The 23966-nt window shown below is 63.4% G+C and carries 22 protein-coding genes and 1 pseudogene; 11 read left to right on the top strand and 12 right to left on the bottom strand.

Translation table 11 applies throughout. From position 1 onward, the window contains the following. Positions 1-199: 199 nt before the first annotated feature. A complete protein-coding gene (locus tag CU110_RS02650; protein ID WP_170877501.1) occupies positions 200-1039 on the top strand; it encodes a M48 family metallopeptidase in 840 nt (279 codons plus the stop codon). Positions 1040-1065: 26 nt separating this feature from the next. Further along, positions 1066-2253, top strand: coding sequence for an EAL domain-containing response regulator (locus tag CU110_RS02645; RefSeq protein ID WP_164850252.1), 1188 nt, complete (start codon positions 1066-1068; stop codon positions 2251-2253). On the opposite strand, the gene CU110_RS02640 is transcribed toward CU110_RS02645, so the two are convergent. Then, complete coding sequence (locus CU110_RS02640) at positions 2222-4429, bottom strand: ATP-binding protein (RefSeq protein WP_127734454.1); 2208 nt, start codon at positions 4427-4429, stop codon at positions 2222-2224. The genes CU110_RS02645 and CU110_RS02640 overlap by 32 nt on opposite strands. Positions 4430-4477: 48 nt before the next feature. Next, the gene (locus CU110_RS02635; RefSeq protein WP_240499648.1) at positions 4478-5017 is read right to left on the bottom strand and encodes a hypothetical protein; all 540 of its coding nucleotides are present in this window, start codon (positions 5015-5017) and stop codon (positions 4478-4480) included. 230 nt (positions 5018-5247) lie between these two features. Between CU110_RS02635 and CU110_RS16490 the strand changes: the two genes are divergently transcribed. Continuing rightward, positions 5248-5688 (top strand): response regulator transcription factor, encoded by a 441-nt coding sequence (locus CU110_RS16490; RefSeq protein WP_240665456.1) that lies wholly within the window; start codon positions 5248-5250, stop codon positions 5686-5688. A gap of 23 nt (positions 5689-5711) precedes the next feature. After that, on the top strand, positions 5712-5990 hold the full coding sequence (locus tag CU110_RS16485) for a helix-turn-helix domain-containing protein (RefSeq protein ID WP_240665455.1): 279 nt from the start codon (positions 5712-5714) through the stop codon (positions 5988-5990). On the opposite strand, the gene aroE is transcribed toward CU110_RS16485, so the two are convergent. Genes aroE through CU110_RS02615 form a run of 3 tightly spaced genes read right to left on the bottom strand, consistent with a single transcriptional unit; the run spans position 5912 to position 8315 of the window. Beyond that, positions 5912-6745, bottom strand: coding sequence for a shikimate dehydrogenase (gene aroE, locus CU110_RS02625; RefSeq protein WP_103751502.1), 834 nt, complete (start codon positions 6743-6745; stop codon positions 5912-5914). The genes CU110_RS16485 and aroE overlap by 79 nt on opposite strands. Before the next feature lie 45 nt (positions 6746-6790). Continuing rightward, positions 6791-7711, bottom strand: coding sequence for an oxygen-dependent coproporphyrinogen oxidase (hemF, locus tag CU110_RS02620; protein WP_077380086.1), 921 nt, complete (start codon positions 7709-7711; stop codon positions 6791-6793). Positions 7712-7733: 22 nt separating this feature from the next. Then, a complete protein-coding gene (locus CU110_RS02615) occupies positions 7734-8315 on the bottom strand; it encodes a Sua5/YciO/YrdC/YwlC family protein (protein ID WP_077380089.1) in 582 nt (193 codons plus the stop codon). Here CU110_RS02615 and CU110_RS02610 point away from each other — a divergent pair. Together CU110_RS02610 and CU110_RS16480 are read left to right on the top strand one after the other, a co-directional pair. After that, positions 8242-9087, top strand: coding sequence for a 5'-nucleotidase, lipoprotein e(P4) family (locus CU110_RS02610; RefSeq protein WP_127734452.1), 846 nt, complete (start codon positions 8242-8244; stop codon positions 9085-9087). The genes CU110_RS02615 and CU110_RS02610 overlap by 74 nt on opposite strands. Before the next feature lie 270 nt (positions 9088-9357). Continuing rightward, on the top strand, positions 9358-9846 hold the full coding sequence (locus tag CU110_RS16480) for a hypothetical protein (protein WP_240665453.1): 489 nt from the start codon (positions 9358-9360) through the stop codon (positions 9844-9846). Positions 9847-10046: 200 nt separating this feature from the next. On the opposite strand, the gene CU110_RS02600 is transcribed toward CU110_RS16480, so the two are convergent. Then, positions 10047-11099 (bottom strand): LysM domain-containing protein, encoded by a 1053-nt coding sequence (locus tag CU110_RS02600; protein ID WP_205632725.1) that lies wholly within the window; start codon positions 11097-11099, stop codon positions 10047-10049. A gap of 188 nt (positions 11100-11287) precedes the next feature. On the opposite strand from CU110_RS02600, the gene def reads away from it, so the two are divergent. From def to CU110_RS02575, 5 genes are all read left to right on the top strand, one after another. Continuing rightward, the gene (def, locus tag CU110_RS02595; protein ID WP_077380095.1) at positions 11288-11797 is read left to right on the top strand and encodes a peptide deformylase; all 510 of its coding nucleotides are present in this window, start codon (positions 11288-11290) and stop codon (positions 11795-11797) included. 22 nt (positions 11798-11819) lie between these two features. Continuing rightward, complete coding sequence (gene fmt, locus CU110_RS02590) at positions 11820-12824, top strand: methionyl-tRNA formyltransferase (RefSeq protein WP_084207895.1); 1005 nt, start codon at positions 11820-11822, stop codon at positions 12822-12824. Then, on the top strand, positions 12821-14272 hold the full coding sequence (gene rsmB, locus CU110_RS02585) for a 16S rRNA (cytosine(967)-C(5))-methyltransferase RsmB (RefSeq protein ID WP_084207894.1): 1452 nt from the start codon (positions 12821-12823) through the stop codon (positions 14270-14272). The genes fmt and rsmB overlap by 4 nt, the downstream gene beginning before the upstream one ends. A gap of 160 nt (positions 14273-14432) precedes the next feature. After that, positions 14433-15806 (top strand): Trk system potassium transporter TrkA, encoded by a 1374-nt coding sequence (gene trkA / locus CU110_RS02580; protein ID WP_077380101.1) that lies wholly within the window; start codon positions 14433-14435, stop codon positions 15804-15806. Positions 15807-15847: 41 nt separating this feature from the next. After that, positions 15848-17296, top strand: a complete 1449-nt coding sequence (locus CU110_RS02575) for a TrkH family potassium uptake protein (protein WP_077380103.1) — start codon at positions 15848-15850, stop codon at positions 17294-17296. Here the strand turns inward: CU110_RS02575 and CU110_RS02570 are convergent. The 6 genes and pseudogenes from CU110_RS02570 to CU110_RS17820 form a co-directional block, all read right to left on the bottom strand. Further along, a complete protein-coding gene (locus tag CU110_RS02570) occupies positions 17271-18119 on the bottom strand; it encodes a DTW domain-containing protein (RefSeq protein WP_127734450.1) in 849 nt (282 codons plus the stop codon). The two genes, CU110_RS02575 and CU110_RS02570, sit on opposite strands and share 26 nt — an antisense overlap. A gap of 70 nt (positions 18120-18189) precedes the next feature. Next, complete coding sequence (locus tag CU110_RS02565; protein WP_077380107.1) at positions 18190-19134, bottom strand: bile acid:sodium symporter family protein; 945 nt, start codon at positions 19132-19134, stop codon at positions 18190-18192. 80 nt (positions 19135-19214) lie between these two features. After that, the gene (locus CU110_RS02560; protein ID WP_077380110.1) at positions 19215-19964 is read right to left on the bottom strand and encodes a Sir2 family NAD-dependent protein deacetylase; all 750 of its coding nucleotides are present in this window, start codon (positions 19962-19964) and stop codon (positions 19215-19217) included. A 31-nt stretch (positions 19965-19995) separates the two neighbouring features. Beyond that, entirely contained in the window at positions 19996-21768 is a 1773-nt protein-coding gene (gene aceK / locus CU110_RS02555; protein ID WP_077380112.1) for a bifunctional isocitrate dehydrogenase kinase/phosphatase, read from the bottom strand. A 178-nt stretch (positions 21769-21946) separates the two neighbouring features. Beyond that, positions 21947-22912, bottom strand: a complete 966-nt coding sequence (gene ttcA, locus CU110_RS02550; protein WP_077380114.1) for a tRNA 2-thiocytidine(32) synthetase TtcA — start codon at positions 22910-22912, stop codon at positions 21947-21949. A 57-nt stretch (positions 22913-22969) separates the two neighbouring features. Next, positions 22970-23929: pseudogene (locus tag CU110_RS17820) on the bottom strand (3'-5' exonuclease); the annotation flags it as partial. Positions 23930-23966: the final 37 nt, after the last annotated feature.

The raw sequence follows: 23966 nt of genomic DNA, 5'->3' as shown, positions 1-23966 counted from the left end.
GGCCCATGAGATCGCGCCCAGTATCTCATGCCCGGCGAGCCCGTCTGGCCTGACGTTGCTGTGATCTCAGCAACGTATCATTTCGCTGACTGCACCACTGCGCCTATCCGGTTATGCTGTCTGCACGTTTCTTGCACGTTCAGCACCGCCTTGCCGTGCACTCGAAGGTTGTCATCGTCACCATTGCCAGGAGGCCTCAATGCCAGGATTGCTCGATCACTCATCTCCCCGCGCCCTGCGCCGTCTGCTCCCGTTGGCGGCTCTTGCGGCGTCCGTCACCCTGAGTGCCTGCGCCAGTTCTCCTCTGGGCCGAAGCCAATTGACGCTCTATTCGGATCAGGAGCTGGAGAAGATGGGAGAAGCCAGCTTCAGCAAGTACCAACAGGAGCTGCCGGTGGTGGAAGGCCGCCAGGATGCCTATGTCAGCTGCGTGGCAGATGCCGTGACCGCCAAGGTGCCCGCCAGCTATGGCATCAGCGAGTGGCAGGTCAAGGTATTCGAGGATGACTCTGCCAATGCCTTCGCACTGCCGGGCGGCTACATCGGCGTCAACACCGGTCTGCTGGAAGTCGCCGAGAATCAGGATCAGCTGGCGACCGTCATCGGCCATGAGATCGCCCACGTGCTGGCCCGCCATGCCAATGAGCGCGTCTCGACCCAATCCCTGACGTCCGCAGGTCTTTCCCTGACCCAGGCACTGGCCGGGCTGGAAGGCACCGGTGGTGATCAGCTCATGGGATTGCTGGGCATGGGCGCCGAATATGGCGTGCTCAAGCCGTTCTCGCGTTCACATGAGTCCGAAGCCGACCTGCTGGGGCTGGACCTGATGGCCGAAGCCGGCTTTGACCCACGTGCCAGCATCAAGCTGTGGGCCAACATGAACGCCTCCGGTGGCGCTCAGCCTCCGGTCTGGATGTCCACTCACCCCAGTGACGAGCAGCGCATGACCGCGCTCAACGAGCGCCTCGAGACCGCATTGCCGACCTACCAGCAGGCACGGGCCGCCGGCGAGAAGCCCAACTGCGACAGGCTGCGCTGAGCCGGCTTACGCAGAGGATGTATCACATGACGCGACATGCACTCATCATCGACGATGATCCGGACTTTCGTGAGCTGATCGCCGGACTGCTTTCCACCTTCGGATTCAGCTGCATGGAAAGTGAGGGACTGCAGGACATCGCCTGTGACCCTTCCTCTCTGCAGGCAGACCTCATCCTGGTGGATTATGAACTGGGGGACTTCACCGGCGCTGATGTTCTCAGCTATCTGCGTGAGCGCAATGTCGAGGCGGGCATCATTCTGATGAGCGCCTGTCACGATGACGACATGCAGGCGATGATCAATCAGGGCCGACGCAGTGGCCTGGACATGCTGGGACAGCTCAGCAAGCCGTTCGATCTCAAGCATCTGGCGTCCATGCTCAATGATCTCGATGAACACCATAATCCGCTGACGCTCGCGGAGCTGGATGAGGCCCTGGCCCAGCAGCAGCTGCATCTCGTCTATCAACCCAAGATCGATCTTGCCAGTGGCCAGCTGAGTGGCGCCGAGGCCCTCGTGCGTTGGCAGCATCCTCTGCGCGGCATGGTCATGCCCAACCAGTTCATCGCCCTGGCGGAGCGCAGCAATCGCATCGAATCGCTTACCTGGCAGGTCATCAATCAGGGATTCGGTCAGCAGCAGGAGTGGCAATCACAGGGCCTCACGCTGAATCTGGCGCTCAATCTTTCCCCACAACTGCTGCGCTCGCGTGACATGCTGAAGAAGCTTGATGCACTTGCCAGCCAGCATCAGGTCGACCCCCATACGATCACCCTGGAGCTCACGGAAAGTTGCGGCATAGACTGTCTGACCTACGCCCGCCATCTCCTGAACGCCATTCGCGAGCGCGGTTATCGCCTGGCACTGGATGACTTCGGTACCGGCTTCTCCTCGATGATGCAGCTCTACAATCTGCCCTTTGACGAGCTGAAGATCGACCAGTGCTTCGTCGGCCGCAGCGATAGCCACCCGGAAGCCCGTGCCATCACGCGCACCATCGTCGAGCTTGGCCAGCGACTCAATCTCGCTGTCGTCGGGGAAGGCATCGAGACGACACAGCAACGCGACTACCTCTGCGATACTCGCTGCAATCTCGGCCAGGGCTATCTCTTCGCGCGGCCCATGACAGTCACCGACTTCAATGCCTGGAGCCACTGCCCACCCACTGCCGTCAGCGCCCTCATCCAGCGCCATGCGCCTTCCGTTCACTGACCTTCAGGAGAGCAAATATCCCTGCTCGAGAAGACTGTCGCGCGTCGGCACACTCAAGGCGCGCAGCGTGGCGACATGATGATGGGCCCGGGTCATGTCTTCGGAGATCGCGGCCTCCTCCAACGCCCTGGCACCGCTGGCGATACCGCTGCATCCCAACGAAGCAGAGGCCCCTTTCAGGGAATGCGCTTCCCGCTTGAGCTCCCCGAGATCCCTCTGCTGTAGCAGGGTCAACATCACGTCGAGTCGCCCCTCGAGGCGCGTCAGGTAATTGCTCAACAGTCGTGAGTAAGCCTCGCGACTCAGGGTGGCAAGCAGCTCCTGACAGGTCGCCTGCTGAAGCAGCGATGACCAGATATTGGTGCAGCACCTGCTGCAGGTCATCACGAGTGAAGGGCTTGTGCAGGACACCGTCCATTCCGGCCTCGATGCAACGGCGTGCATCTTCCTGCATCACGTTGGCGGTCATCGCGATGATCGGCAGGCGGGTCGCGGACGTCTCGGCTTCCCGTTGACGCCAGCGTCGTGTCGTCTCCAGACCATCCAGCACTGGCATCTGCATGTCCATGAAGATCAGATCAACCTCATGGTCCGCCTGCGACAGCCAGGCCAGCGCCTGCTCACCCTCCTCGACGATCGTGACCTGCTGCCCCAGATATTCCAGCATTGCGCGAGCCAGCGACTGATTGACCTCGTTGTCTTCCACCACCAGAACGCGGGCCTCGGGCAAGGGGGCTTCCCTCGCCGTCTGCTGGGGGCAGGCCTCGGAGGCTGTCAGCACCGGCAACGGCACGCGACACCAGAATCGACTGCCGAGGCCAAGATGACTCTCCACGCCGATCTCTCCACCCATTGCCTCCACCAGCCGCTTGCAGATGGCCAACCCCAGCCCGGTCCCTTCATGGCGACGTGCCATCGAGGTATCCACCTGGGTGAAGGGGGCAAACAGCTGACTCACCTGGTCAGAGGCGATACCGCAACCGCTGTCGTGGACCTCGAAATGAAGGGTCTCGTCCTCTTGCGACGACACCCGCAACCGGATGGTCCCCTGGGGACAGAACTTGAACGCGTTGTTGAGCAGGTTGGTCAGCACCTGGCGCAGACGATTGACGTCTCCCTCGACCCAGACAGGCAGGTCATCGGCACGCTCCTCCAGGAAGATGCGCGAGCACCCCTTGACGGCACCGTCTGCCTGACGGGTGTAATGCGCGGACAATGACTCGAGAAAGTCGGGCAGCGAGAAGCAGCGCCGGTCCAGCTCCAGCTTGCCGGCCTCGATCTTGGAGTAATCCAGCACGTCATTGATGACGGCCTGCAGACTCTCGGCACTCTGACGCAGCATCACCAGATATTGCTGCCCACGCTGGGTCGAGACTTCCTCACCGATGAGGTCCGATACGCCGACCATGCCGTTGAGAGGCGTGCGTATTTCATGACTCATGATCGCCATGAATTCCGACTTGGCACGACTGGCGGCCTGCGCCAGCTGCACCATGCCATCCAGCTCCTGAGTACGCTCCTCCAGCTTGCGGGTCTTGGAGGCCCGCCCGCGACTCTCGACGATCAGAGCGACCACCAGGACAGTGCCGCTGAGGGTCATCAGCAGGACCAGTGACAGCGCGAGTGCATACAGATTGAGAAGCTCCGTACGCTCCTTCGTGCGCTGCAAGGCAGCCTCCGCGTTGATATCCAGCAGCAGCTTGCCTGTCTGCTCCTGAAGAGAGACCAGGCGACTGAGCAGCTGCGCGTAGAGTGCCTCTTCACGCTGCTGACGACTCGCAAGCTCCATGATGCCGTTGTCCAGCACCTCGATTCTGGGCAGCATCGCCAGCAGCTGGACATGCAGTTCCGGCATCCCCGCCAGCATGCTGCCGAGTTGACCGTTCTGCAGCAGCTGTACCCGGCTGTACAGGATGTCCAGACGCAACAGCAGCTCACTGTCATCCATCAGTTCCGGTGGCGTGGGAGACTGCTGCTCCTCGGCCACCACCATGCGCAGCTCGCGTACCTCCCTGTCGAACTGATAGACCGCCCAGATCAGGTTCTCGCGCAGCTTGTGCTCAAGGGCCTGCTGGCGTTGGTAGACCAGCACGCCAGTCACCAGTGCCGAGACGAAAAACAGCGTCGCGGCAATGGCGATGGCGGTTCTGAAATGCAGAGAACGAAGAGGATTCATGCACAGGCATCCTGCCAGAGCTCATCAGACGGAGCGGAGAATGTGGGCTCAGCGTTCGATGACGATCCGCTTCACCTGCCAGACAGAGCGAGTCATGATTTCCTCGTTGAGGAGATCCGGCTGCTCGCTGAAGGGATAGATGATGAAGATCGGGCCATTGTCGCGTACCCGAAGACGCTTGCCCTCGGCCTGCATGGCCAGTATCACCGGGTAGTCGAAGTAATCCTGCACCGGGGCATTGGCCGCGTAGTCATTGAGCGCGACGATGCGCATGGTGCCACTGTCAACGCCCACCGCCTCCATCAGCGCCGAACCGAGCGGTCCGCTGAAGCTGACTTCACCGTCATGCCATGGCGTGGTGGTCACGGTTTCCCGCTGTGGCAGCGCTTGTAGCATCGCGCGATCGAAATGTGCCTCATCACCGGCATTGACGTGACGGATATCACCCGTGACGCGCAGCACGACCGGCCCTTGCGGTGCTTCCAGCGCCATGGCGAAGGGTGAGAGCGACAACGCCATCAGCAGGAGCCAGTGGCGCATGCGACGTGACGCCAGAATGAAGCGGCGTGAGAGTACGAGAAGAGGCATGAGGGAGACTCCTGTGGATCATGGGTAGCCATTGATCACGGCCAGTGATTCACCGTCGCGAGGCATCATCGCCAATCACGAGCCACCATGAGCAGAGGTGCACGACAGCAAGAGAGCAGCTGGGAACGAGTATAAGCCGCCATCGTCGGGCCAAACGTGAACCATTGTGACGCGGTCTCACGCAAGGGGCGCGTAGACTGCTGGTCATACCCACGCAGGGAGGCAACGACATGCATATCGGCATTCTCGAAGATGACCATGATCAACGTGATTATCTGACCCTGTGTCTCGAGTCCCAGGGGCATGAAGTGGCAGGATTCGAACGCGCGAGCCAACTGTTGCGCGCATTGCGTGAACGCAGCTTCGACCTGCTGATCATCGACTGGCAGCTGCCGGATGCCTGCGGCATGGAACTGACGCGTACGCTGCGCAATGAACACGGCTGGCAGGGGTTGATCCTGTTCATCACCGCAAGCCAGGGAGAGGAGGATGTCGTGCATGCCTTGCAGCATGGTGCCGACGACTTCCTGAGCAAACCCATCAATCCCAGAGAGCTGTCAGCCCGGGTGTCCGCGCTGGGACGACGCCTTGCCAACAGCAAGGCCACGGCCAGTACCGGATCGAACAGGATGAGCACACCATCTGGTGCGGCGAACATCCCGTCAATCTGACGCAGCGCGAATACCGGCTTGCCGTGCTGCTGTTGCGTCGTGTTGGAGAGCTGTTCTCGCGGGCTTACCTGCTCGAGATGGTCTGGGGGATCAATGGCGACATCTCCACCCGCACCGTCGACACCCATATCAGTCGCCTGCGCCGCAAGCTGGAACTCGACGGTCGGCGTGGCCTGCGCCTGAAGAGCGTGTATCAACATGGCTATCGTCTGGAAACCTGCACTCAGCCGCTGACCAGCATCTTGCGCAGCATGTCCGCCACGGGTGCCGTATCCGGGCGCTTGTGGCGCCACAGGAAGTAGGACTCGGCCGCCTGCTCCACCAGCATGCCGAGACCATCCTCGCCCCGTGCCCCCTGCTCGCTGGCCCAGCGCATGAAGACGGTCGGCTCGGCGGCATACATCATGTCGTAGGCCAGCGCCTGCGATGAGAACAACGAATCCGGCAACGGCGGCAACTCACCGCCCAGCGATGCGCTGGTGCCATTGATGACCAGATCGAACTGACCTTCGATGGCCTCGTAGCTGCCACCGGAGAGCTGACAGCCATCTCCCGCCAGGTCCGCGAAGTCCTCGGCCAGCGCGCTGGCCTTGGCAGCGGTGCGATTGGCGATCACCAATGCCGCAGGCTGCTTGGCCAACAGAGGCTCCAGCACGCCACGCACGGCGCCGCCAGCGCCAAGAATCAGGATACGCGCGTCCGTGAGCGGGGCCTCGAGACGCTCGAGGTCACGGGTCAGCCCGACGCCATCAGTGGTATCGCCATACAGCTGGCCATTCTTGCCCAGCAGCAGAGTATTCACGGCACCGGCGCGACGAGCGCGCGGACTCAATACCTCGACCAGCCGATAGGCCTGCTCCTTGAAGGGCATGGTGACATTCGCCCCCTGCCCGCCTTCAGCGACGAACTCGGCCCAGCCAGCCGCGAAGTCATCCACCGGCGCCAGTCGCGCCTCGTAGCTCAGGGAGTCCTTGAGCTGCTCAGCGAAGGCACGATGAATCAGCGGGGATTTCGAGTGGGCAATCGGGTTGCCGAATACAGCGTAGCGGGACATCAGGACTCCGGTGACAATCACAGTGAAACATCAGGGCCAATGACGCGATCAGGCCTCTTCGCCCAGCCAGTCGCGGGCATGCAGGAAGTCACGATAGAGCGCGGCTTCGGGACTGCCTTCCTCGGGCTGGTAACCATACTCCCAGTGGACCACCGGCGGCATCGACATCAGGATGGACTCGGTGCGTCCGCCGCTCTGCAGGCCGAACAGGGTGCCACGGTCCCAGACCAGATTGAACTCCACGTAGCGCCCGCGACGATAGAGCTGGAAGTTGCGTTCACGCTCGCCATGGGCCGTGTCACGACGGCGCTCGACGATGGGCAGATAGGCATCGAGGAAGCTGTCTCCCACTGACTGCTGGAAGGCGAAGCAACGCTCGAAGCCCCACTCGTTGAGATCATCGAAGAACAGGCCGCCGATGCCACGCGTCTCACCGCGATGCTTGAGGTAGAAATACTCGTCACACCAGGCCTTGTAGCGAGGATAGACATCACTGCCGAAGGCGATGCAGGCATCGTGCGCGGTCTGGTGCCAATGACGGGCATCTTCCAGCACCGGATAGAACGGCGTCAGGTCGTAACCGCCTCCGAACCACCAGACCGGCTCCTCGCCTTCCTTCTCGGCGATGAAGAAGCGCACGTTGCCATGACTGGTCGGGACATGCGGATTATGGGGATGCAACACCCAGCTGACCCCCACCGCGTGGAAACTGCGGCCCGCCAGTTCAGGGCGAACGGCAGTCGCCGAGGCCGGCAGCTCATGACCGAAGACATGCGAGAAATTGACGCCGCCCTTCTCGAAGACACCGCCATTCTCGATGACTCGTGAGCGGCCGCCACCACCTTCGGCACGCTCCCAGCTGTCTTCTCGAAAGTCAGCCTTGCCATCGCAGGCTTGCAATGCATCACACAGGCGGTCCTGCAGGTCGAGCAGGTAGACCTTCACGTCTTCAAGATTGGCGTGTGCCACGATGCCTCCGATGAATCGAAAATCAGGCCCGCAGGACCTCGCCGGTCACCAGATCACGAATGGTACTGGGGCGAGGATTGCCGCCCAGCGGCCCCGTCAGAATCACGTCATCCGCCAGCGCCTCACCGAAGGCAGCCTGCACTTCGGCAGCCGTCATCGCCGGAGCGTCTCCCGCACGATTGGCCGAGGTGGATACCAGCGGGCCATCCAGCGCCGCACACAGCGCCTGGACCAGAGGATGATCACTGACACGTACCGCCAGACTCACGTGCTCTCCCTTGAGCAGCGGATGCGCGCGACCATTGTCAGGCACCAGCCAGGTGAAGGGGCCGGGCCAGCTGGCCATCAACCGTTCACGTTGCTGCTCGGAGATCCCTTCAAGCCAGGGCTCGATCTGCGTCACGTCGCCGGCGATCAGGATCAGTCCCTTGGACGGATCGCGCTCCTTGAGCCGGATCAGGCGCGACAGCGCCTCGCCATCGTCGGGGTCACACCCCAACCCCCACACGGCCTCGGTGGGATAGGCGACGATGCCGCCACCACGCACATGCTCGGCAGCCGCCGCTACCGCGGAAAGATCGAACGAAACAGCACTGGCATTCATGATCCGCACGGACTCCTGGGCTCCACTCAGCGACCAGGCCATGCTGGCGACCCTCTGGATACAACGCAGCGCTGAATTCCATGGTCTGTCGCTGCAGGCCTTCAATGTGGCGCACGATCGCCTGAATCTGGCACTCGCGCGTCGCAGTGCCGAGGACAAGCCACTCGCGGTGGTCGTGGATGTCGATGATACCGTGCTCGACACCACCAGCTATGGTGGCTGGGCGCTGCGCGAAGGCCGTACCTACGACAGCCAGAGCTGGGCGGACTGGGTAGACGACGCCGTCTCCACCGCCTCCCCGGGCGCCGTCGACTTCCTCAACTACGCCCACGACAGCGGTGTCGATGTCTACTACATCACCAATCGCAAGGCGGTCGGCAAGCAGGCCACCATCGACAATCTCGCCGCACTGGGCTTCCCGCAGGCGAATGCCGAGCACGTGATGCCGCGTACCGACAGCTCCGACAAGACCGCACGCCGCGCCAGCGTCACGGCCGAGCACGACATCGTCATCCTGATGGGTGACAACCTGGGGGACTTCGATCAGGCCTTCCAGCAAGCCACCAGCGCGGCACGCCACGCGGAAGTCGAGAAGCAGGCCGGTGAATTCGGACGCCGCTTCATCATGCTGCCCAACCCGACCTACGGCGAATGGGAAGGTGTCGTCTATGACGGCAACTGGGGAGCAAGCGATGCAGAGAAGCGTGCCATGCGCGAGGCGGCACTGAATGTCTGGCAACCCGAGAGCGGCAGCGTCAGCCAAGGCAAGTGAGTTCACGTTGCCGGCCGTCGGCATCAGATGACTCAGCTCGGCGAGCATGTCATCGACATCACGCACCAAGGTAGCCCCCTGACGGATCAGCTCCAGACATCCGCTGGAGGCGATGTCATCGATCCGCCCGGGCAATGCGAAGACCTCGCGGTTCTGCTCCATCGCCAGACGCGCGCTGACCAACGAGCCGCTGCGCAGCGTGGCCTCCACCACCAGCACGCCATGCGAGAGGCCGGTGATCAGACGATTGCGACGCGGGAAATGACGGGCATGCGCCCCGGTACCAGGCGGATGCTCCGACAGCAGCAGGCCTCCGCTCTCCAGCAGCCGGAGCCGCAACTGATGGTGCTGGGCAGGATAGGTCACGTCGACGCCACACCCGAGCACGGCGAGAGTCGAGGGTGGCGCGGGATAGGCATCGGCTTCCAGACGCAGCGCAGCATTCAAGGCCCCCTGATGCGCTGCGGCATCGATGCCCAGCGCCAGGCCACTGGCAACGCTCCAGCCCCGGGAGACCAGCTCGGCGGCCAGGTCATGCGCATGCGTCATGCCAGCGGGGCTCGCCTTGCGGGCACCGACGATGGCCAGCATGGGCTGCTCGAGCAGGGAGCGCCTACCCAGGGCCCACAGCGCGATGGGCGGATCTGGCAACAGCGCCAGCATGGCAGGCCAGTCGGCATCGGCGGGGGTCAGCAGATGACGCCCCTGCTCTGGCGCATGCCAGGCAAGATCCGTCATCACCTGCTGATGAAGCGGTGAAGATGCGGGTCGCTCACACCACAGCCGCACAGGCGCGGCAAGGCGCGACGGCAGTGCCGCCAGCCACCCCTGTGGCCAGTCAGCTCGTTCAAGCAGCTTGGCCACGGTGTGCGTACCGATACCCGGAAGACGCGCCAGAAAGACGAAATCCGCCCGCGAGGGGCGGCGCTGCTCGACATCCAAATACCGGGCATGTCTGCTCAGCCATGCGGCTCCAGCAGCTTGTCTCCGACACTCAGCGGGCGCTCCGCCTTCATCACCAGGGCATAGCTGACCTTGTCATAGATACGGAAGACCATGAGCAGGCCGCCTTCTTCGCCCGGCAGAGTGATCGGCTCCCCTGTCTTGGGGTCGGTGATCGTCTCGCCCTGACGCTCGACACCGAACACGAAGCCCGGCTCCACGCCATCCCGGCTCCCGCGGTTGAGCGCCACGATGTCATTGCGACCGATGTTGCGCAGTCCGTCCGGTGCCGCGAGGATCTCGCCGCCCGACACCTCGACGGGAGGCTGTGGCTGGAAGCTGGTGCTGATGGCCCCGCCATCGGCCGGCAACAGCAGATCACCGTTGAGAATCTCGCGATTGGCCGAGACCACATGCATCACGCCGATGTCGCCCTCGCGACGCTCCAGCTGGACATCCCCGATACTGATCATCTCCAGGCCCAGGAATTCCTGGGTGACAGGGTCCAGGTAACGCTGCCCCGTCCGGTAGATGCTGAAGGTGTCATAGGCCGGCCACTGACCACGCGCATAGACGGTATCCCCGGCACCACTGATCAGACGCGTGTCGTCACCGGCCACCACGTAGGGCGCATTCTCGAGCAGGCCAGGATCGACCACGCGGTGGTCCTTGAGGAAGGCGGAGATCTTCTCGAGCGGGATCGGTGGCACGGCCTCGCGCTTGGGAATCTTGCGAATCTTGGGCGAGAGCTTGACCACGCCGCCCTGGCCACGCTCCAGGCGCAGACGAGGCTCGCCGTTCTCGTAATAGAGCGAGATGCGATCGCCCGGATAGATCAGGTGTGGATTCTTGATCTGCGGATTGGCACGCCAGACTTCCGGCCACAGCCAGGGCTCACGCAGAAAGCGTCCCGAGATGTCCCACAGCGTGTCGCCGCGCACCACCACATAGGTGGAGGGTACGTCATCACGTACGGTTGCCGCCTGCGCCAGCGACGTCCCTGCGCTTGCCCCCAGCGTCGCCATGCCAAGGAGTGCCGTGAACACGGCGTTGCCGACCAGTCGTTTCATGCCCATTCCTGCGTCCCTTGCGTTGATGCCACCTGTTGTTCTTGCCCCTGCCTGACGGAACTCGCGATCAATCATGACTATTGCCGCGATAGTAGCAGCATTGAAGGCCATCGGTTCCGTTCCTCGGCTGTGCACACTACAATATCAGGCAAATCTCCACTGACAGCACAACGGTAATTACACCAGTCATGGCCAAGCGCGAAATTCTTGAATTCCCCGATGAGCGTCTGCGCAATGTTGCCGCCCCGATCGACACCTTCGACGCGGAACTGCAGACCCTGATCGACGACATGATCGAGACCATGTATGACGCGCGTGGCATTGGCCTCGCCGCTACCCAGGTCGACGTGCATCGTCGTCTGATCGTCATCGACGTCAGCGAGGATCAATCCCAGCCTCTGGTATTGGTCAATCCCGAATACACGCCCATCGGCGAAGCGCAGGAGCCGATGCAGGAAGGCTGCCTGTCGATCCCGGAATACTACGCCGAAGTGCCGCGCTATCTGAAAGTACGGCTCAACGCTCAGGATCGCAACGGTGAGGCCTACGAACTCGAGGCCGAAGGCCTGCTGGCACATTGCATCCAGCACGAGAACGACCACCTCGAAGGCAAGCTGTTCGTCGACTACCTCTCCCCGCTCAAGCGTGATCGGGTGATGAAGAAGATGCAGAAGCGCCACAAGCTGCAGGAAGCGTGATCCCCCATATGAGAGCTCTTGCATGTCGAAAGCCCTGCGCATCGCCTTTGCCGGCACCCCCGATTTCGCCGCCGAATGTCTCGCCGCGCTGCTCGAAAGCCGCCATGAGATCGTCAGTATCCATACCCAGCCTGACCGCCCTTCCGGGCGCGGCCGCAAGCTGACCCCCGGCCCCGTCAAGCAGCTGGCACTCCAGCACGACCTTCCCGTCCATCAGCCGCTCAACTTCAAGGACGAGGCCGATCGCCAGATCCTGCGCGATCTCGAGGCCGACATCATGGTGGTGGTGGCCTACGGGCTGATCCTGCCGCAGGCCGTGCTCGACATCCCGCGCATCGGTTGCCTGAACATCCATGCCTCCCTGCTGCCACGCTGGCGCGGTGCCGCGCCGATCCAGCGCGCCATCGAGGCCGGCGACAGCGAATCCGGTGTCACCATCATGCAGATGGATGCTGGCCTGGACACCGGCGACATGCTGCTGATCCGTCGCACCCCGATCACCGCCAGCACTACTGGCGGCGAGCTGCATGATGCCCTGGCGGCACAGGGCGGCGAGGCCATCGTCACGGCCCTCGACGCCATCGCCGATGGCGATCTTCCGGCGACCCGACAGCCCGAGGAAGGTGTCACCTACGCCGCCAAGCTCTCCAAGGCCGAGGCGGAACTCGACTTCACCCGTCCCGCCGCCGAGCTGGACGCGCGCATTCGCGCCTTCAACCCGTGGCCGGTGGCCTGGACACGCCTGGACGGCGAGCCGCTACGCCTATGGATGTCGCGCATGGGCGAGCAGCGCCTCGCAGACTTCGTGTCACCCGGCACTCTGCTGGCGCCCGGCAATGATTGCCTGCGCATCGTCTGCGGTGATGGCCATCAGGTGCTGGAGATCACCCGTGCCCAGCTGCCCGGTGCCAAGCCGCTGTCCGTCAAGGACCTGCTCAACTCACGTGCCGCGCGCTTCCCCGAGGGCCTTGTCCTCGGCGCCGACCACGCCCCTGATTCCGATTCACAGACCGAGACTTCCGCATGAGCCAGTCAGACAACCCGTCCTCCAAGGGCAACGGCAAGAAGCGCAACTCCCTGCCGCCGGCCCGTAGCAAGGGCGGTGGTTCGAAGCACGGTGGTGCACGCCGCAAGCCTGACAATGCCCCGGCCTCACCGGGCGCTGCCGTCCGGGTTGCCGCTGCGCGCACCCTGGCGCCGGTACTGGCGGCAAAGACCTCTCTGAATCTGGACGGCCTGCCGTCTGGCGTCGCCGGGCGTGACCAGGGCCTCTACAAGGCACTGTGCTTCGGTGTCTGCCGCCAGCTGCCGCGTCTGGACGCACTCGCGGGCAAGCTTTTGAAATCGTCCTTCAAGGCGCAGGACCAGGATATCCACGCCCTGCTGCTGCTCGGCCTCTATCAGCTGCTGTACATGCGCATCGCGCCACATGCGGCCGTCGGTGAGACCGCTGGCGCCGCACGCGGCCTGGGCAAGGGCTGGGCGACGGGCGTGCTCAATGCCTGCCTGCGTCGTTTCCAGCGTGAGCAGGAAGCACTGGAAGCCGAGGTCGACAAGGACCCCGCCGTGGCGCTTTCCCACCCGCAGTGGCTGCTGGACACCTTCCAGCGCAACTGGCCGGACGACTGGGAGGCCATCGCCGCCGCCAACAACGCCCAGGCCCCGATGACATTGCGCGTCAATGTCGCCGCCATCAGCCGCGAGGACTACCTCGCCCAGCTGGCCGACGCCGAGATCGACGCCGTGGCCTGCCCCTTCGCCGAGCACGGCATCACTCTGGCCAGCGCCTGCGACGTCAGTGCCCTGCCGGGCTTCGAGGAAGGCCTGGTCAGCGTGCAGGATGAGGCCGCCCAGCTGGCCGGTCAGCTGCTGGCCCCCGCCGTGACGGCCATCAACCCCGAAGGGGAAGGCGTGCGCCTGCTGGATGCCTGCACCGCGCCGGGTGGCAAGCTGGCGGACATGCTGGAGCGCTTCCCCTCGCTGGACGCCACTGCCATCGACATCGACGGCGAGCGTCTCGAACGCGTGGAAGAGACACTGGAGCGTCTGGAACTGGGCGCCGGCGTCGTGTGCGCCGATGCCAGCGAGCGCGACTGGTGGGACGGCGAAGCCTTCGATGTCATCCTGCTCGACGCGCCCTGCTCCGGCAGTGGCGTCATCCGCCGTCACCCGGACATCAAGCTACTGCGTCGCCCGAACGACATCGGGGACCTGGCGCGCCTGCAGGGCAAGCTGCTGGAGAACCTGTGGGGCATGCTCAAGCCCGGCGGCACCCTGGTCTACGGCACCTGCTCCATCATCACCCAGGAGAACGCCCGGGTGATGGATCGCTTCCTGGCCGCCACGCCGGATGCCAAGGCCGAGACCATCAAGGCCGACTGGGGCCGTGTCTCCGGTGCCGGTCGTCAGATGCTGCCGCAGGTCAATGGCCACGATGGCTTCTATCTGGCGCACATCACCAAGGCCGGCGCCTGACGCTCGGCAGGATCACCGGACAGGCGTACCGCATCCCGGCTTGCGAGATGACGCGCCTGGCACATCAGGACAGCCGTGCCCCGACTCCCGGGGCACGGCTGTCTTCCGTCATGGCACTGGTTTATCCTGTGCCGACTGAGCAACAGCGGACGAGCCGGACATGAAAATCATCATTCTGGGTGCAGGTCAGGTCGGCGGCACACTCGCCGAACACCTGGCCCATGAAGAAAATGACATCACGGTCGTGGACACCGACACCGAGCGGCTGCGCGAGCTGCACAACCGTCTCGATATCCGCACCGTCACCGGCGCGGCCAGCTATCCCCAGGTGCTGCGTCAGGCCGGCGGCGAAGATGCCGACATGCTGATCGCGGTGACCAATTCTGACGAGGTCAACATGATTGCCTGTCAGATCGCCCACAGCCTGTTCCATACCCCGACCAAGATCGCGCGGGTGCGCTCCACCGCCTATCTGACCCGCAAGGGCCTGTTCTCCCACGATGCCATCCCGGTGGACGTGCTGATCAGCCCCGAGCAGGTGGTGACGGATCACATCCGCCGCCTGATCGAGTATCCCGGTGCCCTGCAGGTGCTGGACTTCGCCAATGGTGTCGCTCAGCTGGTGGCGGTAAAGGCCTACTATGGCGGTCCGCTGGTCGGTCAGGAACTCGGTTTCCTGCGTCGTCACATGCCCAACGTGGATACTCGCGTGGCAGCCATCTACCGGCGCAATCGTCCGATCATCCCGCGTGGCGATACCGTGATCGAGGCCGATGACGAGGTGTTCTTCATCGCGGCGCGCAAGGATATCCGCACCGTGATGGGCGAACTGCGCCGCGTGGACCGCAACTTCCGTCGCGTGGTGATCGCCGGTGGCGGCCACATCGGTGAGCGCCTGGCCGAGACGCTCGAGCACACCCATCAGGTCAAGATCATCGAGCACTCGCTGGCCCGTTGCACCGACCTGTCCGAGCGCCTCGACCGCACCGTGGTCCTGCACGGCAGCGCCACCTCCAAGCGCCTGCTGCTGGAGGAGAACATCGAGGACTGCGACATCTTCTGCGCGCTGACCAACGATGACGAGGTCAACATCATGTCCTCGATGCTGGCCAAGCGACTCGGCGCCAAGAAGGTACTGACGCTGATCAACAACGCGGCCTACGTGGACCTGGTGCAAGGTGGCGAGATCGATATCGCCATCTCGCCGCAGCAGGCCACCATCGGCGGTCTGCTGACGCATGTGCGCAAGGGCGACATCGTCAACGTGCACTCTCTCAGGCGCGGCGCGGCAGAAGCCATCGAGGCCATCGCCCACGGCGATGAGCGCTCCTCCAAGGTGGTGGGCCGGCGCATCGAGGACATCAATCTGCCCGAGGGTGCCACCATCGGTGCCGTGGTGCGTGGCAAGGAAGTGCTGGTCGCGCATCACGATCTGGTGGTGGAATCCAACGACCACGTCATCCTGTTCGTGGTCGACAAGCGCCGTATCCGGGAAGTCGAGCGCCTGTTCCAGGTCGGGCTGACCTTCTTCTGATGATGGCCGCCACGATGTCTCTCGCAAGCCGGGCTCGCTGCATGAGCCTGCGCGTCATCTATCGCATCCTCGGCATTCTGCTGATGCTGTTCAGCCTGACGCTGGTCCCGCCGATGCTCATCTCGCTGGCCTTCGAGGACCATACCCTCAGCGCCTTTGCCATCGCCCTCGGCATCACCCTGCTGACCGGCTTCGCGCTGTTCTATCCCAACCGGCATGCCCGCAAGGAGTTGCGCAACCGCGATGGCTTCTTGATCACGGTGCTGTTCTGGACGGTGCTGGGTGCCTTCGGGTCGCTGCCCTTCCTGCTCGCCGAGGACCCGAACCTGTCGATCATCGACGCCATGTTCGAGTCGTTCTCGGGACTTACCACCACCGGGGCGACGGTGATGACGGGGCTCGATCTGCTGCCCCACTCCATCCTCTACTATCGCCAGCAGCTGCAGTGGCTGGGCGGCATGGGGATCGTGGTACTGGCGGTGGCGATCCTGCCGACTCTCGGTATCGGCGGCATGCAGCTCTATCGCACCGAGATCCCCGGGCCGCTGAAGGACTCCAAGCTGACGCCGCGCATCACCGAGACGGCCAAGGCGCTCTGGTACATCTACGCCGCCCTGACCCTGGTGTGCTTCGCCAGCTACTGGGCCGCCGGCATGAGCTGGTTCGATGCCCTCGGCCACAGCTTCTCCACCGTCGCGGTGGGCGGCTTCTCGACCCACGATGCCAGCATCGGCTACTTCGATTCCGCCACCATCGAGATGATCTGCGTGTTCTTCATGGTGGTGTCCTCGATCAGTTTCGGCCTGCACTTCGCCGCCTGGCGCGAGGGGCGGATCAGTCATTATCTGCGCGATCCCGAGACCCGCTTCTTCCTGATCCTGCTGCTGATCCTGACCTGCGTGACCATCGCCGGCCTGCTGCTCACCGGCAGCTACGATGACAGCAAGGCGCTGCGCCATGGCCTGTTCGAGGCCGTCTCGGTGGCCACCACCACCGGCTTCGGCGTCGCCGACTTCACCGGCTGGCCGGGCGTATTGCCGATGATGCTGTTCATCGCCGCCTTCATCGGCGCGTGCTCCGGGTCCGCCGGCGGCGGCATGAAGGTCATCCGTATCCTGCTGATTCTCAAGCAGGGCGTGCGTGAGGTGCATCGTCTGATCCACCCCAACGCCATCCTCTCGGTCAAGGTGGGCAAGATGCGCATCTCCGAAGGGGTCGCGGAGGCAGTATGGGGCTTCTTCTCCGTCTACCTGCTGCTGTTCGTGCTGATGATGCTGGGCATGCTGGCCACCGGACTGGATCAGGTCACGGCCTGGTCGGCGGTCGGCTCTGCGCTCAACAACCTGGGGCCGGGACTCGGTGAGGTCGCGACCCACTACGGCGATATCCCGGGGGCGGCCAAGGGCATCCTGATTCTGGCGATGCTGCTGGGGCGTCTGGAGATCTTCACGGTTCTGGTTCTGTTCACGCCGGCCTTCTGGCGACGCTGAATTCGCCGACATTGGCCTCACGGCGAGCCAACAGCCGACGCATCGGTGCGGTCGGCTCCAGCACATAGTGAATCCGGCTGGCGCGATAGCAGTCATTGAAGGCGTCGAAGTAATCATCCAGCACGTTGGCCGCCTCCTCCTCCCCCGCCTGACGCAGCAGCTCCGCCGCCACCTCCGCCGTGCACAGATGTGACTGGGACGCCGGCTTGCGCAGGTGATAGCGCGTCAGACGCGTGGTGTGCAGCGGCAGCACCGGCAGACCATCCAGATAAGGGCTCTTGCGGAAGATGCGACGCGCCTGACGCCAGGTCCCGTCCAGCAGGATGAAGACCGGAATGCGCTCCTCGCCACTGGCGGTATGCGTCGCCACCTCGGGCCCGACACCGGCGATGGCATTCACGTCGACCACGCGATCAGCGTAGTCCGGCTGATCGTCCGGGAAGATGATGAACGGCTGATAGCGCTCATCTTCCAGCAGCGCCAGCAGGCGGGGGTCCGGCTCGACACGATACCAGCTGAAGACCTCGGTGCCCGCCAGCACATCAGCGATCAGGCGCCCGGTATTGGTGGGCTTGTAGTGCTCCAACGGGTGGGTGATCAACCAGAACGTGATCCGTGATTGCGCGCTGACCTGATACGGGCACAGGCAATTAAGCCTGGGCAGACGGCAGGCCTCGCAACGAATCACCTGGCTGCCACGCGCCTTGAATTCCCGTCGCGGGTGGCGTCCGTGCCACTCATCCGGCTCGCCACTGGGAAGCGTCGTGATACCGCTGGCCTCGCCCGGCTCGCCAGCGGCCGGCGTAAGACGGGAATCACACATGATGGGTGGTCAGTACCAAAGAAAAAGGGACGCGCATTCTAGCATGCGTGTCCCTTTCTCATGTTCGCGGCTATACCTCGTAGCGGTGCTTGCCGCCGGTCACGAACTTCGGCGGCCGACGCTTCCAGTAACCGGCCAGCAACGAGCCGGAGACGTTGTGCCAGATGGAGAAGATCGCTCCCGGCAACGCCGCCGTGGCGGAGAAGAACTGGCTGGCCAGTGACGCCGCCAGTCCGGAGTTCTGCATGCCGACCTCGATGGCGATGGTGCGCGAGGTACGCTCATCCAGTCCGAACAGGCGCGACAGGCCATAGCCGGCGCTCAGGCCGATGGCGTTGTGCGCCACGACGGCCAATGCCACCAGCGGGCCCAGCGTGGCCAGGCGACCGACATTGAGCGACACCACGATGGCGATGATCAGCACGATCGCCAGCATGGCCAGACTCGCCAGCGCCGATTCCCACTCGCGGATGGCGTCACGCGCGAAGTGATGCACGATGACACCCAGCACGATGGGCGCCACCACCAGCTTGGCGATGCTCAGCAGCATGCCGCTCACCGGCACGTCGATGTCCGTCCCCAGCAGCCACCAGGTCAACAGCGGCGTCATCACGATGGAGAGCAGTGTCGAGGCCATGGTCATCGAGACGGACAGGGCCACGTGACCACCGGCAAGCCAGGTCATCACGTTGGAGGAGGTTCCCCCCGCAGTGGCCCCCACCAGCACCATGCCGACCGTCAACGCGGGGTCCAGCCCCAGCAGCCGCGCGATCAGGAAGGCAGCCAGCGGCATCACGCTGTATTGCAGCAGCAGGCCCAGCGCGATGGGCCCCGGACGACGTGCGACACGCATGAAATCCTCACGCGACAGCGTCAGTCCCATGGCGAACATGATCAGGGCCAGCAGCGGCTGGATGACATCCTTGAGGGCCACGAAAGGCGCCGGCGCCAGCACGGCGAGGCCGGCGAACAACAGGGCCCACAGCGGGAAGAAACGATTCAGCGTCTCAAACATGCTTTCAATTTCCGGTCACCGAAGGTTGCTTGCCTCCGGGATTGCTGGCCCACCGCCCATGGCAGGCCTGAAGCCGCGCATCATAACGTATCAGGCAGGCCCAGGTGTCCCTGATACAACCAATGGCGCACAAGACGTGGCACTGCCTGCCCGGCGCTTTCCGCCAGGGGATGCACGCCGGGCTCCGCCAGCTCATGGGCATTCGGGTCCACCAGCACGATGGGGGCATCCAACGGTGCCGCTGCATAGAGATTCGAGGCCGGCATCACCTTGAGCGAGGTCCCCACGATCAACAGCAGATCCGCTTCCGCCGCGATGCCTTCGGCGACGCCGTAAAGTGGCACTGCCTCACCGAACCACACCACGTCCGGGCGCAACTGACTGCCCTTGTCACACAGATCTCCCAGCCGAATGCCACCGCGCGGCAGCGGGTAGCGCAAGCCGTGGTCGACGCTCGAGCGTGCCTTGAGAATCTCGCCATGCAGATGCATGACCTCACGCGAGCCGGCGCGCTCGTGCAGATCATCGATATTCTGGGTAATCACCGAGACACGAAAACCGGCCTGTTCAAGTTCTGCCAGTGCCTTGTGCGCCGCGTTGGGCCTGGCCCGCCGGACCTGGGCACGGCGATCATCATAGAAGCGCAGCACCTTCTGCGGATCACGCCGAAATGCCTGCGGAGTGGCGATCTCCTCCAGACGATGCTCTTCCCACAGGCCATCTTCCGCACGGAAGGTGCGCAGACCGCTTTCCGCGCTGATGCCTGCGCCACTGAGCACGACCAGATGCCGACCATGGCGCGCGCCAGGATCCCTGAAACCTTCACTCATCCAACACTCTCTCTCGCTGTGAACTTGATCGTCAGTCATCGATGAAGTCCTGGCTGCGATCGACCCCGAAACGTCGCTTGTTGCGATAGGGGTAGACATCGATCACCCGTCCCGCCGTGATGGCATCCTGCAGCCCCTTCCACCAGCTGGCCTGGAAGATTTCCGGATGCAGCTCGTAGAACAGCTTGCGCAGCCCAAGATCCGCGAACAGGAAGGGGCCGAATTCTTCCGGGAAGATGTCGTTCGGTCCCACGGAATACCAGGGTTCGCTGGCCATCTCCTGCTCAGGGTAGAGCGCTTCGGGAATCTCGCGGAAATTGCACTCGGTGAGATAGTTGATCTCGTCGTAATCGTAGAAGACCACCCGACCATGACGGGTCACGCCGAAGTTCTTCAGCAGCATGTCGCCGGGGAAGATGTTGGCCGCGGCCAGCTGCTTGATCGCATTGCCGTAGTCATTGAGCACGGCGCGCGTCTCATCCTCATCACACTGCTCGAGATAGAGATTGAGCGGCGTCATCATGCGTTCGGTATAACAATGCCGAATCAATACCTTGTTGCCGCGCAGCGTGATGGAGGAGCTGCAGACCTCCAGCAGCTCGGCCAGGCAGTCGGGATCGAAATGATCGCGTCCGACGGCGAAATTGGAGAACTCCTGGGTGTCCGCCAGACGGCCGACGCGGTCGTGGCGCTTGACCAGACGATACTTCTGGCGCACCTGGTCGCGGCTCATGTCCTTGCTGGGCGCAAAGCGATCCTTGATCAGCTTGAAGACCAGTCGATAGCTGGGCAGCACGAAGACCGCCATCACCATGCCTCGCACGCCCGGCGCGATGATGAATCGGTCGGTGCGGCTGGCGACGTGGTCGTTGAGGCCACGGAAAAGCTCGGTCTTGCCGTGCTTGTAGAACCCGATGGCAGCGTAGAGCTCGCCGATGGGCTTGTCGGGCATCAGTGTCTGCAGGAAGCCCACCACCTCACCGGGCACCTCGATCTCGACCTGGAAGTAGGCGCGGGTGAAGGAGAAGATGATCGAGACTTCCTCGGGCTCGATGATCACGGTATCGAGATAGACGCCGTCGCGTTCGGTATGCAGTACCGGCAGCACCAGCGGCAGCGTCTGCCCGCCGCCCTCGATGCGTCCGATGAGGTAGGCCCCCTTGTTGCGATAGAAGACGCTGCGCAACACCTCGAAGGTGGCATCGGAGGCCTCACGCACCTCGGGTGGCAACACCTCGAGCAGCATCTCGGCGCCCAATGTCACGTCGCGCCCCTGATGTTCGAAGGCGATCCCCAGCGGGGCCTCGCTCAATACCGTGTCCAGCGCCCCTGCCCAATCACCCTCGACCGGCACACGGTGGCTGATGCTCATCCCGGAGTGGCGAGCTGGCGCCTGCCGGGAGGATGACACGAACATCCAGTCATCCCGGATATGACGGTGGGAAAAGACACTGCAGAAGATGGAGTTGTAGAAGGTCTCGGCCAGCTTGTAGTCCAGGCGCTGATCGATCAGCGTCATGTAATGGCGTCGGGCCTCGCCCCACAGGGTGCATTCGCTCAGACGCTCAGGCTCGAAGGCGCGCGCCAGACGCTCCATGGTCGCGGCGACCTTCTCGTCATAGAGGTTGATGCGTGCCGCCGAGGCCTGCTGTGCCTCACGCCAGTCGGCCTCGATGAAACGCCGTCTGGCATCGCTGGAAATCTGCTTGAAGCGCGAGCGGTACTCATCAAAGCCATGCAGCACCGTCGCCGCCAGACGTTGGCCCTGCTGACCATTGCCACGTTCATCGACATCATTGTCCATCACCGCCCCCTGCCCTTGGGTCATCCGACATCCTCAGAGCATGCGGACAGTTGCCCTGTCAGGCGAGACGACAATGGTCGCGGGCCGTCAACTCTCGATGACGTTCCTGAAACGCACGACGCCACCTCGCGACAGGCGAGATGGCGTCGGGATTCGCGGATGTCAGCAGGATCCGGGCTTAGAGCTCCCGGCCCAATGAGGCCGCAGTCTCGGAGGCAGTCTGAACACGGCGCTCGGCTTCGAAGAGGTCTTCTGCCATGCCGGCCTGCTCCGAGTCCATGTCCAGCGCATCGATACGCGTGGCCTGGAAGCGATCGCGCTTCTCATCCAGCCCCGCGAAGTCGAACAGCTCACGGTCCGCCAGGTGCGAGGGTGCCACGGAAGTGACGGCACGGAACATGGTCTCGAGCCGCCCGGGATGCTGCGTCTCCCAGTCCTGCAGCATCTCCTTGACCACCTGACGCTGCAGGTTCTCCTGGGAACCACACAGGTTGCAGGGAATGATCGGGAACTGACGCGCCGTGGAATAGGCTTCGATGTCCGATTCGCGGCAATAGGCCAGCGGACGAATGACGATATGCCGCTGATCATCCGACAGCAGCTTGGGCGGCATCGTCTTGAGCTTGCCACCGAAGAACATGTTCAAAAACAGCGTCTCGAGAATGTCATCGCGGTGATGGCCAAGGGCGATCTTGGTCGCTCCTATCTCGGTGGCAAAGCCGTACAGCGAGCCACGCCGCAAGCGTGAACACAGCCCGCAGGTCGTCTTGCCCTCGGGCACCTTCTCCTTGACGATGGAATAGGTGTCACGCTCGAGAATGTGGTACTCCACGCCCACTGACTCAAGCCATGCCGGCAGCACGTGCTCCGGGAAACCGGGCTGTTTCTGATCCAGATTCACCGCCACCAGACTGAACTGGACCGGCGCATTGCGCTGCAGGTTCATCAGGATGTCCAGCATGGTGTAGGAGTCCTTGCCACCTGACAGGCACACCATCACCTTGTCGCCATCGCGGATCATGCCGTAATCCGTGATGGCGGTGCCGACATTGCGGCGCAGCCGCTTCTGCAGCTTGTTCAGCTCATGCTTGGCATCCGCTGCGTCATGCGTGCGGGAGGTGGCGTCAGTTTCAGGTGTGAACATGGGGCATCAGACAGGCAGTTTGGGAGGGCACACAGTCTAGCATCGGCCAGTGTCACGTCACAGAGGCGGGATCAGAACAGCCGCAGGACTTCCAGATAGCGGATGACCACTCCGCCCAGCATCACCATGATGCCGAAGCGCTGCAGTCGGAATTCGAGCGCGGTGAGCGCCAGCTTGCGAGACCAGAACATCAGTACTCCCCGGACATCCTGGGTACGACGGATGTAGAGGGAATAGGCAAACAGAACGATGGCAAGGCCAATGATCAATAACGTGTTGGTCGCGATCAGCATGTCGCACCTCGTGGGCAAGAACCCTGAATAGGCAAGAAAGGCAACAACGCGTGGTGCCAGTGTGGCCAAGCGGGTGATGTCTTGCCATTGGACATTCCGGCAACAGACCTTGGTTTATTAGCCAAGAGGGCATCAGGCGCTGCGCCATCATGGCGCTGGTCACGGCATCCCCCAGCGCAGTGTGCCGCCCGATCACCGGCACCTGCAGCGCCTCGGCCATGGCCTCGAAGCGCAGGTCCGGCGCGGCCTCGGGCTGAGCGTGACGACAGCGCTTCAGGTAGTCGCGCGCGAGATCATGACGCAGATTGGGCAGGTCGAAGCCGAAACGTGGCCGCAGGTGGCGATTGATCACCGCGACATCAAAATCGATGCACCACCCCACCAGCGGGCGATTGCCGATGAAGGCCAGCAACTGGTGCAAGGCGTCGCCGAGCGCCTCGCCACCATGCAGGTCGATTCCGCGCAGGCGATGAATCCGGATGGAGTCACCGCGCAGGCCTTCCGGACACTGGAGCTGCAACGACAGCGCGCTGGCCGTCCTCACCCGGCGCGCATCGAAACGTACCGCCGCCAGCGAGACCAGCTCGGCACGCTCGACATCGAGACTGGTGGTCTCGCAATCCAGTGCCACCCGCTCTCCCTCATGTTCACTGGCGTGCCAGGGTCTGAACAGCTCGGCAAACTCGCCATGCCCATGGCGGCGGCGGTCTGCCGCACGACGTAGCTGCTGGAACATGCCATCTCCTTGCGGCGCTCGGCCG

The organism is Cobetia sp. ICG0124, assembly GCF_004006355.1.
Lineage (GTDB): Bacteria > Pseudomonadota > Gammaproteobacteria > Pseudomonadales > Halomonadaceae > Cobetia > Cobetia marina.
The sequence above is the reverse complement of the archived record's forward strand: the minus strand, read 5'-3'. Positions and strand labels throughout refer to the sequence as shown.

Excerpts from the sequence above, each read along its gene's own strand:
- CU110_RS02650 (WP_170877501.1), top strand. The coding sequence starts at position 200 with ATGCCAGGATTGCTCGATCACTCATCTCCCCGCGCCCTGCGCCGTCTG.
- CU110_RS02645 (WP_164850252.1), top strand. The coding sequence starts at position 1,066 with ATGACGCGACATGCACTCATCATCGACGATGATCCGGACTTTCGTGAG.
- CU110_RS02640 (WP_127734454.1), bottom strand. The coding sequence starts at position 4,429 with ATGAATCCTCTTCGTTCTCTGCATTTCAGAACCGCCATCGCCATTGCC.
- CU110_RS02635 (WP_240499648.1), bottom strand. The coding sequence starts at position 5,017 with ATGCCTCTTCTCGTACTCTCACGCCGCTTCATTCTGGCGTCACGTCGC.
- CU110_RS16490 (WP_240665456.1), top strand. The coding sequence starts at position 5,248 with ATGCATATCGGCATTCTCGAAGATGACCATGATCAACGTGATTATCTG.
- CU110_RS02610 (WP_127734452.1), top strand. The coding sequence starts at position 8,242 with ATGCCGCCACCACGCACATGCTCGGCAGCCGCCGCTACCGCGGAAAGA.
- CU110_RS02615 (WP_077380089.1), bottom strand. The coding sequence starts at position 8,315 with ATGAATGCCAGTGCTGTTTCGTTCGATCTTTCCGCGGTAGCGGCGGCT.
- CU110_RS16480 (WP_240665453.1), top strand. The coding sequence starts at position 9,358 with ATGCGCCCCGGTACCAGGCGGATGCTCCGACAGCAGCAGGCCTCCGCT.
- CU110_RS02600 (WP_205632725.1), bottom strand. The coding sequence starts at position 11,099 with ATGAAACGACTGGTCGGCAACGCCGTGTTCACGGCACTCCTTGGCATG.
- def (WP_077380095.1), top strand. The coding sequence starts at position 11,288 with ATGGCCAAGCGCGAAATTCTTGAATTCCCCGATGAGCGTCTGCGCAAT.
- fmt (WP_084207895.1), top strand. The coding sequence starts at position 11,820 with ATGTCGAAAGCCCTGCGCATCGCCTTTGCCGGCACCCCCGATTTCGCC.
- rsmB (WP_084207894.1), top strand. The coding sequence starts at position 12,821 with ATGAGCCAGTCAGACAACCCGTCCTCCAAGGGCAACGGCAAGAAGCGC.
- trkA (WP_077380101.1), top strand. The coding sequence starts at position 14,433 with ATGAAAATCATCATTCTGGGTGCAGGTCAGGTCGGCGGCACACTCGCC.
- CU110_RS02575 (WP_077380103.1), top strand. The coding sequence starts at position 15,848 with ATGAGCCTGCGCGTCATCTATCGCATCCTCGGCATTCTGCTGATGCTG.
- CU110_RS02570 (WP_127734450.1), bottom strand. The coding sequence starts at position 18,119 with ATGTGTGATTCCCGTCTTACGCCGGCCGCTGGCGAGCCGGGCGAGGCC.
- CU110_RS02565 (WP_077380107.1), bottom strand. The coding sequence starts at position 19,134 with ATGTTTGAGACGCTGAATCGTTTCTTCCCGCTGTGGGCCCTGTTGTTC.
- CU110_RS02560 (WP_077380110.1), bottom strand. The coding sequence starts at position 19,964 with ATGAGTGAAGGTTTCAGGGATCCTGGCGCGCGCCATGGTCGGCATCTG.
- aceK (WP_077380112.1), bottom strand. The coding sequence starts at position 21,768 with ATGGACAATGATGTCGATGAACGTGGCAATGGTCAGCAGGGCCAACGT.
- ttcA (WP_077380114.1), bottom strand. The coding sequence starts at position 22,912 with ATGTTCACACCTGAAACTGACGCCACCTCCCGCACGCATGACGCAGCG.